This is a genomic window from Methylophilus sp. DMC18, assembly GCF_056314005.1.
The window spans coordinates 555,641-569,534 of the sequence record NZ_JBQUZE010000001.1 but is presented as its reverse complement, the minus strand read 5'-3'; the positions used below and the strand labels follow the sequence as shown (position 1 = coordinate 569,534).

Genomic DNA, 13,894 nt, shown 5'->3' with positions numbered 1-13,894 from the left:
AGGAGAAAATATCGTTTTATGTCAGAAGCATACCAACACGCGCAACCATTAAAGAAAAGATCAGGGCTGCCGTAAACATGCCCCGCTCATGAGACATGACCGGCAAGAAAACCAGGTGGGATAACAAATATAGCGGAAAGGACAGTCTGGCCAGGGAAGAAGCCTGGCGAGGACGACCTGTGATCAAGTACAAGGCGATGCTCAGGCAACATGTACCTGCGCGACTGGCAGATCAGGCTCCCAACGGATCAGGGTAAATAAATCGCACTGCAGGTAAGCACATAGCTTGTTCAAGTGCTCGGTACTGGCATTATAGGTCCGGTCTTTGAGCATTCTGTGCAAAGTCATGCGGCTAATCCCGCTTGCATCTGCAATTTCGGTGATGGTGATGGTTCTGCCCCACTCTAATTGTTTTTTTAAAATAACGGTCTTTAACTCTACGTAAATCACACAACTTCCTGACAACTTTTGATTGTTCGCGTGTTTCAAGCGCGATGCCACACTTGGATAAAGTGTAGTCTGCACATGAATGCCTGGGCTTGATCGATATCAATCCTCCTCAACTACGCGACTGCCTGAGGACACAAAACATTATACAATTTTATAAAGTGTTTGCGATACGTGAAAAGACGCATGCTAGGCTGACTTGGTTCAATCAACGTCAATACGCTTTGCCGTGCCCATCACATGCGAATAGGCACGCGTCAATTCGGCGCCCATCAGGAATATCTGCGCGGAGTAATAAACCCAGATCAATAACACCAAAATGGACCCAGCTGCCCCATAGGCACTGGAAAATGCACTGTTGCCGATATAAATGCCAATCAGCCACTTGCCGATGGTGAATAAGACTGCCGTGATAATGGCGCCTATCCAGACCTCATCCCATTGAATTTGTGCACGTGGCATGGTCTTGTAAATCATGGCGAACATACCAGTCGTCAATGCAAAACTGAACACGGTATTCAGTATCCCCGCAATCAGTATCCAGCCAGAAAACACCGGCGACCACCATTTGCTGATCGCCGCCAGCCCGGCGCTAAACACCAGTGAGACCATGAGCAAAAAGCCGATGCCCAAGATCATGCCAAACGATAACAAGCGCACCCGCAGCAAGTGCCACAAGCCGCTGCCTTCCCGCATCGGTGCTTTCCAGATACGATCCAGCGAGTCCTGCAACTCGCCAAACACAGAAGTCGCCCCTACCAGCAATAGCACCACCCCAATGGCAGTGGCAGCAATGCCTTCGGACGGTCGGCTCACGCTTTCTAGCAGTGTTTGTATTGCCACCGCGCCACGTTGCCCCATCAAGCTATTCAACTGGCCAATAATTTCGCCGCGCGCAGCCTCCTGCCCAAATATCAGCCCCGCAATTGAAATCACTATCAATAAAAGCGGTGCAATCGAGAACAACGTGTAGTAAGCCAGGGCGGCACCCATGCTTTGTGCGTAATCATCCCGCCAACCGATAAAGGCCGTTTTCACCAGTAGCCAGACTTGTTTCATCCAGATTATCCATGCATAGACTATAAAGACTTGCCGTTTAGCAGCAAGGGGGAGCTTTGCCAACGGTAAACGCAGCAAAACCTGACACCAGCATACCCAAGGGCACGGCTACGCCCTATCGGTCAAAGGGGTATCTCGCTGTCAGAAATGGCCGACGGACTGCGCGGCGCCTGACCGCAACAGGGTTACGGCGAAGCATGCGGGATTTGTATTCAAGGATTTGTAAGGCATCACCCAACCGTTTGGGATCCGCTTGCAGATTAGGTAGTGGCTAGACCTGCTGAAGGTCTTCCAGTCTCCTGAAAGGTATCATACACAGAAAAATCAAACTCACGCGCACTGACAATCGACTCTTGCCGGATCACCAGCGGCAAATTGTCGCCGACTTTTTTGTAATCGGTAGTAAACATCACCTGCAACGAGTCTTTGTCGCGATAACCGCTCACAAAAGGCAGAAAACTGATTTCCTGATCCGCACCCTCATTCTCGTTGGGCTCGCCCATGGTGGCCACCCGCCCCACATACACCTTGCGGTCATCCAGCACCAGCATCAGGTTGCGGTCGTTAATCATCGCCGAAAACAGCAACTGGTCCAAAGGACTGTCAGAAAACAACTCTGACATAATGACAATATCCACTTCTTCATCACTATCGAGCTGCAAATAATGTTTAAGCCGCCAATATACCCACTTTGAAATCAATAACGGCATCAACAATGTCGTCAGGGCAATCACACCTAACAGCACATAGCGCTTTTTATCCACCGTGGTCAGCCCAAGGCTATCTGGCAGATAACGGGCCAGCAAATCGACATAATCGATGCCAAGAGTACGCACGCCCTCAACCATCGGGATCGCTGACAGATTGATCAACAAAACATGAAAAATGGCCGCCGAAATCAGGCAGAGAATACCGAGATAGGCCGCTTGCAGGTAAAGATACTGGCCTTCGTATCGATGCAGCTTAAAGAAGTACTGGGGATGGTAATGACAAACAAGAAACCCTGAAACCAATATCAGCAGAACAAATAACACCCCCATGGCTATTTTTGCAGGGGAAGATTCGCAATCTTTGAAGCATCTGCCTGAAAACTGGCTGAATTGACAATGCTGGCCGGGTTAATTGTCACCGTGCCACGACCGACCACTTTTAATGTCGGGTATTTTTTCTTGGCATTTTTGACCTGCTCTGCCAGCAACTTACTATTGGCGCTCATCTTTAGGAATAGCATTTCGACCTCCGTTGGGCTAAGAATGTCGCAATCTCGCAGCCTTGTCAACTATGAGGTGGCTAAGGCTATTTTTGCGACAGTCTGAAATATTAAACCTTGAATGGGATAATATTAACTTTCGAAAGCGAACAGCTCTCCCCTACTGCCACATTGGATCGAGTAAAGACCAAAAGATAACACCACAGATCATCTACTAAACGTCAAGGGGCAAGATTTCTCAGTCTTGCCCCTTAGCATTGATAGTCGCTTTATGTCAGAACGAAGACGCGCCTGGAATCCAGTTAGTGCCTGCGAGCGGAACCTTGGCCATCGCAGCGGATTCAATCGTGAGTGCCACCAAATCCTCAGGCTCCAAATTATGCAAATGAGATTTACCGCATGCTCTAGCAATCACCTGAGCCTCCATCGTCAGCACAGAGAGATAGTTTGCAAGACGACGGCCAGCTTTCACCGGATCTAAACGCTTCATCAACTCTGGATCTTGAGTAGTAATCCCTGCAGGGTCCTTACCTTCATGCCAATCATCATAAGCGCCGGCAGTGGTCCCAAGTTTTTGGTATTCCTCTTCCAGATGTGGATCGTTATCACCCAACGCAATTAATGCAGCGGTGCCGATAGCGACAGCGTCTGCGCCCAACGCCAAGGCTTTAGCGACATCAGCACCATTTCTGATACCCCCCGAAACAATCAGCTGAACTTTACGGTGCATACCCATATCTTGCAGCGCCTGTACAGCTGGTCGAATTGCCGCTAGAATCGGGATGCCCACATGTTCAATAAACACCTCTTGTGTGGCAGCGGTCCCACCTTGCATACCATCGAGTACCACAACATCGGCGCCCGCTTTAACAGCGAGTGTGACATCAAAATATGGACGCGTCGCCCCCACCTTCACATAAATTGGTTTTTCCCAATCTGTGATCTCACGCAGTTCAGCAATCTTAATTTCCAAGTCATCTGGACCAGTCCAGTCTGGATGGCGACATGCAGAACGTTGATCAACGCCTTTAGGCAAACAACGCATTTTCGCGACACGGTCACTAATTTTCTGGCCCAGCAACATCCCCCCGCCACCAGGCTTCGCGCCTTGGCCAATCACCACTTCAATGGCATCCGCTTTCCGCAGATCATCTGGATTCATGCCATACCGGGAAGGCAAGTATTGATAGACCAGAATCGAAGACTGACCACGCTCCTCAGGTGTCATACCGCCATCCCCAGTGGTTGTACTGGTACCGACTGCGCTTGCTCCACGGCCCAGCGCCTCTTTTGCTGGCCCAGACAGCGCACCAAAGCTCATACCAGCAATCGTCACTGGTGTTTTGAGATGAATAGGTTTTTTGGCATAACGTGTTCCGAGCACCACATCTGTGCCACATTTCTCACGATAGCCTTCCAGTGGGTATCTACTGACAGAAGCCCCCAAGAATAATAGGTCATCGAAATGTGGCAATTTTCGTTTAGCACCCGCGCCACGAATATCATAAATGCCGGTGGCTGCTGCACGGCGAATTTCTGACATCGTTCCCGGATCGAACGTCGCAGAAAAACGCGGTTCTGTTTGCGGAGTTTTTTTAGAGGTATCGCTCATGATTAATATGCTCCTGCGTTATCAACATGGAAGTTATAGAGAGTGCGTGCAGAGCCAAATAATTTGAAGCTATCCGGATCCACCTCTGCGTGCCCGGATTTGGCCAGAAGATCCACTAAAATATTGCGTGACTCCTGATCCATCTCCTTCTCTTCACAATCGGCCCCCAAGCTCTTGACGTTACCGCGCACAAAGAGCCGAGCTTCGTATAATGAGTCGCCTAATGCCTCACCTGCGTCTCCAAGCACCACCAAATTGCCAGCTTGTGCCATGAATGCGGAAAAGCTGCCCACAGAACCGCCAACCACAATATCAGCCCCTTTGAGCGAAATGCCGCAGCGAAGCCCGGCGTCACCGTCAATGATTAACAAACCACCTTGCGCCGTTGCACCAGCAGCGTTAGAAGCGAAGCCTTTCACACGCACCACGCCGGACATCATATTCTCCGCCACGCCAGTGGAGGCACTGCCGGTCACAGTGACTGTCGCCAGTTGATTCATGCCTGCGGCGTAATATCCAGCGTGACCATCAATTGTGACATTCACCTCAGCATTCAGGCCGACTGCGATGTTGTGAGCCCCATTGGGGTTGCTAATGACCACGTTTTTACCACTCAACTCTGCTGCAGGACGATGCAGATATTGATTCACGGTTCGCAACTCGGTATTTTCCAAGTCAAATTTTAGACTTTCCATACGTACATCTCCTTTGGTGAAGGTTCAAAAACGTGAGCATTCTTCACATCAGGAAGGTGGGCTAAAGAGCGGAACTCTGAAGCGATCGCGACATAATCATCATGCTCCGCGACCACTGCAGGCTTACATGCAAATGGATCCCTCACCAAGGCCAATTGATCTTTGGTACCCATCAGCAATGTATAGAAACCATCCAGCTCGTCGAAACCATGTTCCAGGGCGGTTTTCAAATCGTCACCTTCACGCATACGCCACTCAAGGAAACGGCAGGCTGCTTCAGTGTCATTGTCGGTTTCAAAATTGATCCCTTCATGTTGCAGCTTGCGACGGAGGCTGTTGGGGTTAGAAAGGGATCCATTGTGCACCAGGCACCAATCTGTGCCTGCTGTAAAAGGGTGCGCATGGGCTGGCGTAATGGCAGATTCAGTCGCCATCCGTGTATGTCCGACCAAATGCGTGCCACTCAACGCTGGCAAATCGTAACGCGCAGCCACATCGGCAGGCAGGCCGGTATCTTTGTACACGTCGATCGATTGACCCACAGAAAGGATATGAATCTGCGGATAGGCTTGCTTGATCCAGTTTTTTACTTTCATGGTGTCAACTGCGGAGGTGAGAATCGCATGATTCCCCTTCACCGCGAGAGTGACCTGATCTGAGTGCTCTGAATTAAACGCTTGCTCCAATGCCTTCCAGCTAAAATCTGCCGTCGGTGCATATAGGCTATATTTCAACGCATTTGCATCCACTGGAGATGTAAACACAGCCATGCCAGCAGAGTCCGGCCCTCGCTCTGTCATCCCAATCAGCATCGGCATCATCAATTGGCCGATATTTGCGCGCATACTCTGGTTTTTAACCAGTAATCCTACAATCCCACACATCATTTTCTCCTATCAATACTTCATGTTCGATGACCAATGCGTCACTCACATCAAACAATTAAAAGAACTCAACATACCTATCAATTTCCCACTGGGAGACATGCCGTTGATAATCTATCCACTCCATGCGTTTGATCTTTAAAAACTCTTGGGCAAGATTTGCCCCCAGCGCATCCATGATGACCGCATCACTCTCAAGCGCATCCAATGCCTCACCCAGATTCTGGGGAAGGATGCCAATCTTTAAGGCTTGAAGTTGCTCGGGGCTGTAATCGTAGAGATTCTCATCATGTCCCTTGCCTGGGTTTAACTGACGGGCAACGCCATCCAAGCCCGCTGCGATCACGGCTGCGGTTGCAAGATATGGATTACAGCTGCCGTCAGGGAGCCGCAGTTCTAAGCGGCCATAAGGAATACGCACCAATGTCGAACGGTTATTGTTACCGTAACTGATATACGCTGGCGCCCACGTTGAACCGGTTAATGAGCGCCCTACGACCAGTCTTTTGTACGAATTTACGGTCGGATTACATAAGGCGGTCAGTGCCGGGGCATGCGTAAGAATCCCGCCCAGGAAATGATAGGCCAGGCTAGACAACCCTAGGCCAGAGGGATCATTGTCGTCTTGGAACAGGCTTTTTTCTCCATCACCTATGGACATATGCATGTGCATACCATTGCCTGGCCGATTGCTAAATGGCTTAGGCATGAACGAGCAGATCATGCCCATCTCATTGGCTATTTCACTCGCAGCCATCTTGAATAAAATGTAATCGTCTGCACTTTTGAGGCATTCAGAATAGGTGTAGTTAATTTCAAACTGACCATTCGCATCCTCATGATCAATTTGATAAACATCCATCCCTGCCGCAATCAGCGACTCAGTTAACTTACCCAGATACTCAGAGTGTCTTGTGATCCCTTTATAGTCGTAACATGGTTTTTGCAACGTATCAGTTTCATCAAACGGCAGAATCTGACCCTGTTCGTCACGACGCAGTAATGAAAACTCTGGCTCTAATCCTGTGTAGAAGGTCCATCCACGTTCGGATAACCGGGCAATCTGCTTCTTAAGAACGACGCGTGCATCATATTCATGCGGTTTATTGTTAACATGCCCATCGCACACCAGTCGCGCATAACCAGGTTGCCAAGGCACCAAGCCAATGGTGCTCAGCTCACCAACCGCCATGTAATCAGGGCCATTGGGTGCAATGCCTGTCCCCCAAATTGCACCACCAGCAAAACCTGCGCCTTTCGTCAGGATATCGTTGAGATGCTCAGCCGGCACGGACTTGACCTTAGCTACCCCATGAATATCGACGAATTGAGCAAGGACGTACTTGACCTTGTTTTCCTGCAAAAACTTTTGTGCTTCCTGCAAAGACTTCATTGAGTGCCTCACCTAAAATTTATTAATTAAAATTCGAAACGATCAAGAACTAGTTATCATCTGTTTGAAGTGAACATCCAGGCCAACAGCGCCTCCGCCAAACTCCCCGGCGATTTCGGTGAGCGTGCTCCATATATAGTTACCATAGCTACCATCGCACCATAAGCGGTAGACCAGCTCCCCATTCAGCAATTGGCGGATTAAAGTCACAGACACGCCAGCCACACTGGTCATCAACACAGCATCCGCAGCAAACGCGCCTTCACTCAGGTCTAGTGCACATATTTCACTGAATGCACTGTGGAAATGCACGCCGCTCAGAATGAACGAAGCGTCATAACGCGCCACTTCATAAAGATGCTCTGGTGCATCATTTGCATTGATTGCAATCTGCCCTTGGTGGAAACCTTCCAATAAAAATTCACTCCGCCCAAGTCTTAACACCAATCCTCCAGCGTGATCTTTACGCCATGTATTGGGTGCTTCTGGCACGGTAAAGCCTTGGGATTCAAGCCACTCAACGGCCTTTGCTCCTTTAATGCCTGCTCTGGAAAATGCGCTCACATCACAAATACCGAGCTTCTTCATCCGTTGCATCTCGATATCCGTATTTTCATAACTTAGAACGATTTCCATCCCGTTCAAGATTGCTTTCTTCATCGTTAACCCTGACTGCGCAAAACTGACGGGGGAGAGTCGGTCAAATACCATTTCCATATTTAATCCCCTTCAATAAATGGTGACTGGACAACATAGGCCTCCACCATCTGGCCGCTGTCGGTTCTAATACTCAAGACGTCACCCAACGTTGTATTCGCTGGGGATACATATGCAAACCCGATGAATCTTTGCAGTGTAGGACTCAACGATAGACTGGTGACCCTGCCCTCAATCTGGCCACTCTTGCTGATCACTAAATTACATTCACATGGCACAGGGCCCTGGAAATCTGGCTTAAACGAAAAAGCCACCAGTTTTTTTAGCAGAGGACGTTTGCGGATAATTTGCAAACTGCGTTTACCGATAAAGAAAGGTTTATTGAGGTTGATGGCCCAATCAGCACCAAGCTCAAAGGGATTGGTAAGACCATCGGTATCATGCCCCACTAATGGGTGGCCCATTTCCAATCGAAGCAATCTTTGTGCCTCTGTCCCAAATGGTTTAACACGTTCATCAACGCTTCCACTGTCTAGCAGCAAATTCCACAACTTAAGCACAGCTGAGGCAGGCACATGAATCTCATAGGCCTGGTTAGAGACAAATCCAACGCGAATCACACGTGCCTTTATTTCTCCTATGGACGTATCGGCTACTGCACCTAATAAAAACTGGTCTTCAGAGAGATCCAACAGGGTGATCTTCTGAAGCACCTTTCTGGCCAATGGCCCGGCAATGTTCACCGCGCCATATGCGCCCGTGACATTGATGAAGGTCACATTCAGGCCCCAAATCTGATTCCACCGCTGCATCTCACGGTAAACCGCGGCGGCATTGCTGGTACTTGCGGTCACATAGAAGAAATTTTCTGCGATCCGGCACGCGACACCGTCATCTACCATTACCCCTGATTCGTCCAGCATTAAGGCATATCGGGAGCGCCCAACCCTTTGATCTTTAAAATTACCAGTATAGAAACGTTCCAAAAATTCAGCGGCATTGGCGCCATGAATCTCAATCTTGCCCAAGGTACTGACATCAATGATGCCGGCTGCACTTCTGACGGCTTTTGCTTCGTTCTGGATAGACTGCTCTTTGGTTTGTCCATCCACGTTGTAGTAGGCTGGACGTTTCCATGCGCCTACGTCCGTGAACACTGCACCGTGTTCTGCGTGCCACTGATGCAGCGGGGTATCTCGATGAGGATGTAACCCCCTGCCTGCCAAATGGCCTATTGGTGTTGGATGAAAGAAGGGCCGTGCAGTCGTCGTGCCAATTTTATTGACTGGAAGACTTCTGATGCGCGCCAGAATACGAATCGCATTCATGTTTGAATGCTTGCCCTGGCTGGGCCCCATGCCAACTGTCGTGAAACGCTTCATTAATTCGATGTTATCGAAGCCTTCCTGAGCCGCATGGATGAAATCTTTTACGCTGATATCTTCGTCGAAATCCACAAAGTTTTTACCTTTGGGATGCATCACAATCGGATAAGGATGGCTAGGCGATGAGCCGGCAAAACTGTCTACGGTGGCGTCGTTTCCAACATATCCCAAATATTTGAGGGCATCAGAGGCAGCACGGGCGCCATCCTGGATGCGTTGATTCAAGCCAAAAACACCGTTGACCTTACCTGCAGCGAAAATGCCATTGGGCAGTCTTGACGGTACGAATTGGTGTATTTGATCGTCATAACGCATGCCGGTGCCAGCCTGATAGAGCAATGCAGCAGCAGGCGCCCAGCCTGCACACATGACGATACCGTCACAGTCAATCTGTAAGGATTTCCGAATATCGGCCTGCGCAGAGGCTTCATCGTAATCCGCAACAATCGCGCCTTTGACGCCTAACTTGCCGGATACCGGCACAGCTTCATAGATGCAGGCACCGTTATGGATTGGGATGCCTTTATTTGCGACCACACTGGCAATGGCATCCGTCTCGCCACCCGCCCGCATATCAACAATCGCCGCGACCTCTACCCCAGAGGCAATCAGATCAAGCGCCACCCGGTAACCATGGCTATTAGCGGTGACGACTACGCCCTTCAAGAATGGCTTAACGGCATATCGTGCCATGAGACGTTGCGCAGCGGAACCAAGCATGACTCCCGGGAGATCGTTGTTTCTGAACACGGGAGGTTGCTCAAAGGCGCCACTGGCAACAATCACTGCTTTAGCACGTACTTTTGTGATTCCAGATTCGTCTACGATCGGGATCAGATGATCAGCATAATATCCGGCTGCATAAGCATTAGTTTTCACTTTTAAATTACGCAGGCTTTGTGCTTCACTCAACATGTTTGCTAACTGTTCGTGATGCTCTGAATTGCCTGCATTGTCGTAAGCAAAACTTCCGCCGGGGTTGGCATTTTCATCCACCAAAAGAACCTCTAAGCCTTCACGGGCTGCAGTCAAAGCAGCAGATATCCCTGAAGGGCCAGCGCCAACCACCAGGAGATCGTAATGCGAATGCTGTTTCTTTTTTAAGAGCCGCGGATAGTTAAAGTTCACCACGCCCAAACCAGCTGCATTGCGAATGATGCGCTCCCAAAACGGAAACAAACCACGTGGGGTATGAAATGCTTTGTAATAAAAACCAACGGGTAAGAGCGCCGATATCGAATCAAGAAAGCGCTTCTTATCCGCCATCACCCCGCCGTCAACATTCACTACTTGGAGTTTCATCCCCGCTTTAACCTGAACAACATCGGCTCGGATATTGGTATCGACACCATCTGTCACCATGATGTTGACGTCATGATTTGCCAAGGTAAAAATGCCTCTGGGGCGATGGTATTTAAAACTACGGCCTAATACTTTCTCGCCCGCAGCCCACAAGGCGCTGCTAATCGTATCCCCTTCAAAGCCCTCATAATCTTTACCTTCAAATGAGAATTTAATTTTGTTGTTCCGATTGATCCACTCACCGGAAGTATTTTGTAACCTCATGCTCATTGAGCACCTTCCTGTTCATATAAGTAGGTACGTGCTACGTTGTCGGTTAAGGTGTCTCTTTCTGCAACAAACCAGGTTCCGCTAGGAGAGTGATACCACCATTCTTTTTTTAGCCCTGGCGCGCCATTGCGGTTATAAACATAATCGGCCCACTCTTTGTCGCTGCATTCAGCTTCGGGCATATCACGAAGTTCACCACCAAAGACAAATTCGCTTAGCGGTCTCACGCCATTAATCGGGCAAGTAAGTAATTTCATTTCTAATCTTCCTGATGCTTAGTGACCGACCGAAGCCGCACCTTTTTCGCCAGTCAATTCGTACTCTTCAAATCTTGAAAGCCTGAAAGGCTTGATGAGATCTGGCGCCATATCATTAGCAATCGTGGCAGCCATCGTTTTCCCGCTGATCGGTGTGGCCTTGAATCCCCACGTTCCCCACCCGGCATCGAGATAAAAACCTTCCACCGGTGTCTTGCCCATAATGGGAGAGAAGTCTGGGGTCATGTCTGCCATCCCGCCCCACTGCCTGACGATCTTCACATTGGAGAGGAATGGGAACATGTCTAACATGTGAGACGTCAGTCCCTCCACAAAGTCTAAAGAAGACCTGGTCGAATGAACCTCATAGGGATCCAACGAAGACCCCATGACCAATTCGCCACGGGAAGATTGACTGACGTAGACATGCAAGCTACCGGAAACCAGGATTGAATCCAGCCAGGGCTTCATTGGCTCAGTCACACAGGCTTGCAAGGGATGAATGACAATAGGCGTATCAATGCCAGCCATTTTGCAAATGCGGGGAGTGAACCCTGCCACCGCTGAAAGCACTCTGGGGGTAGAGATATAACCTCGGCTCGTTTGTACCCCTTGAACCTTACCGCTCTTGATATCGATGCCAGTCACTTCTGTACTCTGAAATATATCGACACCTAACCTATCGGCGCCGCGGGCGTAACCCCAAGCGACAGCATCATGCCGAGCCACAGAACCTGGCCCATGATACAAAGCCCCTAAAATGGGCGCATGGCCACTGCAGCTGATGTCTAGCTGAGGACAGGCTTTTGAGATCTCATCCGGACCAACGACATAACTATCCACGCCCACATGTTTATTGACCTCAGCGCGCCAACGCATTGTCCGCATCGCTGATTCTGTATGCGCCAATGTGAAATGGCCGCGCGTTGAATAGAATAGATTGATATCTAACTCTTCGGACAAACCTTCGTATATTTTGACGCTGGCATCATAGAAGTTCACGCCCTCTGGGGTCAGGTAATTAGACCTGACAATGGTGGTATTGCGGCCAGTGTTGCCGCCACCCAAATAACCCTTTTCAAGCACGGCAATATTAGTCATGCCATGGTCTTTAGCCAGATAGTAGGCAGCAGCCAAACCGTGCCCGCCCCCACCAATAATGACAGCGTCGTAACTTTTTTTAGGGGTTACATTCTCCCTAAAAAACCGAGTCTCTTTGTACTCTTTACTCAACGCATATTTAAGCAATCTTAGAGGCATTCAACGCTCCGCAACGATCCAACATCAATCTCGACATGAAAATTTTATTCCCATCAGGAAACAACAGTTCCATTTATACGCATTGCAAAAACCGCTGTCAACGTCTTTATGAATATTTTTTTCCTACCAGGAATAAATTTACCTATTTTGCAATGATTTGGTGCATAATTTGGACTGATGAACCCATTTAGAGCATCTGAATATGCTTAAAAAAGTGGCTGAGGATGGGTTAATGACTAAGAAAGAGTTAGTCAATTAATTCACCAGCAGGAGCTTGATTTGCCGTCACTTGATTTATTGGGCTTGTGATAATTAAACGAGAAGTATGGATATGGGAGTTTTAGCCGCCAATGACCTCTGATTTGAAAAAAAATGTTGTCCCTATGACTGAAACAGAATCCAAACCTTTGGGTAAACACTTGGGGAATGTCATCAAAGAGGTCAGAAAACAACATGGCCTGACCATTGCCGATGTCGCTGAGAGAGCGAATATTAGTGTTGGAATGTTCAGTAAAATTGAGAATGGTCATGTATCAACCAGTCTTGAAACATTGGAACAAGTAGCCAACGCGCTTGGCGTAACGCTTTCAAGACTGTTCCGCGACTACAACGCTCCCTCAGGAAATGCACAATTCGTTAAAAAAGGGCATGGTATGGAAGTAGTACGCCGCGGCACAAAGCTCGGCCACACATATCATTTATTAGCCTATGATCAAGGGCCTCAAAAGACTTTTGAGCCGTTCTTGATCACGCTTGAAGATCAGGCAGAAGAATTCCCCCCTTTTGAACATGGCGGCACTGAATTTATTCATATGCTGGAGGGGGTATTAGAGTACAAGGTAGGGTTGGAGACTTTCTTACTTGAGCCAGGCGACTCACTGACCTTTAGAGGAGACCAGCCGCATCAGCCAGCCAAGCTCATAGAGGTCCCCATCCGTTTCCTGGCCATTATTCATCACGATCCAGCTGATCATACAGGAGGCAGTGAATGGACGCAGTCATAAGTATTCGAGATGCACAAGAAAAAGATGCCGTTCAACTAGCCAACCTTCTATATGTGCTATTTAGTATAGAAGCTGATTTCAAACCGGACATGGAGAAACAAAAAGCCGGTTTAAGTATGCTGATATCACAACCAGAACATGGGGTAATCAAAGCTGCATTTACAGAAGATGGGAAACTGATTGGGATGGTTAGCGCGCAACTTGTCATCTCCACGGCACAAGGAGCAAGCTCTGTTTGGGTAGAAGACATGGTCGTTCATGCAGAATTTAGACAACAAGGAATTGGTAAAAAACTACTGCAGTCGGCATTAGATTGGGCAAAAGAAAAAGGAGCGACTCGTGCCCAGCTATTGGTCGATATTGAAAATGAACCTGCGATAGGGTATTACCGGCACCTGGGTTGGGAAAGCACTCAGTTAAATGCGAGAAGATTATTTTTATAATTTTTGTACATTTTTA

The 13,894-nt window shown here is 48.7% G+C and carries 14 protein-coding genes; 2 read left to right on the top strand and 12 right to left on the bottom strand.

Annotated elements, in window-relative coordinates:
• Nucleotides 1–201: 201 nt before the first annotated feature.
• The 12 genes from ACT53G_RS02580 to ACT53G_RS02525 form a co-directional block, all read right to left on the bottom strand.
• A complete protein-coding gene (locus ACT53G_RS02580; RefSeq protein ID WP_194746946.1) occupies nt 202–450 on the bottom strand; it encodes a helix-turn-helix domain-containing protein in 249 nt (82 codons plus the stop codon).
• A gap of 201 nt (nt 451–651) precedes the next feature.
• A complete protein-coding gene (locus ACT53G_RS02575; protein WP_476168620.1) occupies nt 652–1,506 on the bottom strand; it encodes a YihY/virulence factor BrkB family protein in 855 nt (284 codons plus the stop codon).
• Between the two features lie 260 nt (nt 1,507–1,766).
• Nucleotides 1,767–2,546 (bottom strand): hypothetical protein, encoded by a 780-nt coding sequence (locus ACT53G_RS02570; RefSeq protein WP_476145936.1) that lies wholly within the window; start codon nt 2,544–2,546, stop codon nt 1,767–1,769.
• A gap of 2 nt (nt 2,547–2,548) precedes the next feature.
• Entirely contained in the window at nt 2,549–2,737 is a 189-nt protein-coding gene (locus tag ACT53G_RS02565; protein WP_194746949.1) for a hypothetical protein, read from the bottom strand.
• A 253-nt stretch (nt 2,738–2,990) separates the two neighbouring features.
• On the bottom strand, nt 2,991–4,328 hold the full coding sequence (locus ACT53G_RS02560; RefSeq protein WP_476154932.1) for an FMN-binding glutamate synthase family protein: 1,338 nt from the start codon (nt 4,326–4,328) through the stop codon (nt 2,991–2,993).
• Between the two features lie 2 nt (nt 4,329–4,330).
• Entirely contained in the window at nt 4,331–5,023 is a 693-nt protein-coding gene (locus ACT53G_RS02555) for a protein glxC (RefSeq protein WP_476168619.1), read from the bottom strand.
• On the bottom strand, nt 5,011–5,907 hold the full coding sequence (locus tag ACT53G_RS02550) for a class II glutamine amidotransferase (protein ID WP_476168618.1): 897 nt from the start codon (nt 5,905–5,907) through the stop codon (nt 5,011–5,013). Before ACT53G_RS02550 ends, ACT53G_RS02555 begins: the two co-directional genes overlap by 13 nt.
• Nucleotides 5,908–5,965: 58 nt before the next feature.
• A complete protein-coding gene (gene glnT / locus ACT53G_RS02545; RefSeq protein ID WP_476168617.1) occupies nt 5,966–7,300 on the bottom strand; it encodes a type III glutamate--ammonia ligase in 1,335 nt (444 codons plus the stop codon).
• Nucleotides 7,301–7,342: 42 nt separating this feature from the next.
• Nucleotides 7,343–8,017, bottom strand: a complete 675-nt coding sequence (locus ACT53G_RS02540) for a sarcosine oxidase subunit gamma (RefSeq protein WP_476168616.1) — start codon at nt 8,015–8,017, stop codon at nt 7,343–7,345.
• Nucleotides 8,018–8,019: 2 nt separating this feature from the next.
• Nucleotides 8,020–10,914: a 2Fe-2S iron-sulfur cluster-binding protein gene (locus ACT53G_RS02535; protein ID WP_476168615.1), complete on the bottom strand. Its 2,895-nt coding sequence runs from the start codon at nt 10,912–10,914 to the stop codon at nt 8,020–8,022.
• A complete protein-coding gene (locus tag ACT53G_RS02530) occupies nt 10,911–11,171 on the bottom strand; it encodes a sarcosine oxidase subunit delta (RefSeq protein ID WP_275354890.1) in 261 nt (86 codons plus the stop codon). Before ACT53G_RS02530 ends, ACT53G_RS02535 begins: the two co-directional genes overlap by 4 nt.
• 18 nt (nt 11,172–11,189) lie before the next feature.
• Nucleotides 11,190–12,431, bottom strand: coding sequence for an FAD-dependent oxidoreductase (locus ACT53G_RS02525; RefSeq protein ID WP_476168614.1), 1,242 nt, complete (start codon nt 12,429–12,431; stop codon nt 11,190–11,192).
• A 350-nt stretch (nt 12,432–12,781) separates the two neighbouring features.
• On the opposite strand from ACT53G_RS02525, the gene ACT53G_RS02520 reads away from it, so the two are divergent.
• Together ACT53G_RS02520 and ACT53G_RS02515 are read left to right on the top strand one after the other, a co-directional pair.
• The gene (locus ACT53G_RS02520) at nt 12,782–13,435 is read left to right on the top strand and encodes a helix-turn-helix domain-containing protein (protein WP_476168613.1); all 654 of its coding nucleotides are present in this window, start codon (nt 12,782–12,784) and stop codon (nt 13,433–13,435) included.
• Nucleotides 13,420–13,878: an N-acetyltransferase family protein gene (locus ACT53G_RS02515; protein ID WP_476168612.1), complete on the top strand. Its 459-nt coding sequence runs from the start codon at nt 13,420–13,422 to the stop codon at nt 13,876–13,878. Before ACT53G_RS02520 ends, ACT53G_RS02515 begins: the two co-directional genes overlap by 16 nt.
• Nucleotides 13,879–13,894 lie beyond the last annotated feature (16 nt).

Coding starts and splice junctions, on each gene's coding strand:
- ACT53G_RS02520 (WP_476168613.1), top strand. CDS start 12,782: ATGACCTCTGATTTGAAAAAAAATGTTGTCCCTATGACTGAAACAGAA.
- ACT53G_RS02550 (WP_476168618.1), bottom strand. CDS start 5,907: ATGTGTGGGATTGTAGGATTACTGGTTAAAAACCAGAGTATGCGCGCA.
- ACT53G_RS02555 (WP_476168619.1), bottom strand. CDS start 5,023: ATGGAAAGTCTAAAATTTGACTTGGAAAATACCGAGTTGCGAACCGTG.
- ACT53G_RS02535 (WP_476168615.1), bottom strand. CDS start 10,914: ATGAGCATGAGGTTACAAAATACTTCCGGTGAGTGGATCAATCGGAAC.
- glnT (WP_476168617.1), bottom strand. CDS start 7,300: ATGAAGTCTTTGCAGGAAGCACAAAAGTTTTTGCAGGAAAACAAGGTC.
- ACT53G_RS02540 (WP_476168616.1), bottom strand. CDS start 8,017: ATGGAAATGGTATTTGACCGACTCTCCCCCGTCAGTTTTGCGCAGTCA.
- ACT53G_RS02515 (WP_476168612.1), top strand. CDS start 13,420: ATGGACGCAGTCATAAGTATTCGAGATGCACAAGAAAAAGATGCCGTT.
- ACT53G_RS02565 (WP_194746949.1), bottom strand. CDS start 2,737: ATGCTATTCCTAAAGATGAGCGCCAATAGTAAGTTGCTGGCAGAGCAG.
- ACT53G_RS02570 (WP_476145936.1), bottom strand. CDS start 2,546: ATGGGGGTGTTATTTGTTCTGCTGATATTGGTTTCAGGGTTTCTTGTT.
- ACT53G_RS02575 (WP_476168620.1), bottom strand. CDS start 1,506: ATGAAACAAGTCTGGCTACTGGTGAAAACGGCCTTTATCGGTTGGCGG.
- ACT53G_RS02560 (WP_476154932.1), bottom strand. CDS start 4,328: ATGAGCGATACCTCTAAAAAAACTCCGCAAACAGAACCGCGTTTTTCT.
- ACT53G_RS02530 (WP_275354890.1), bottom strand. CDS start 11,171: ATGAAATTACTTACTTGCCCGATTAATGGCGTGAGACCGCTAAGCGAA.
- ACT53G_RS02525 (WP_476168614.1), bottom strand. CDS start 12,431: ATGCCTCTAAGATTGCTTAAATATGCGTTGAGTAAAGAGTACAAAGAG.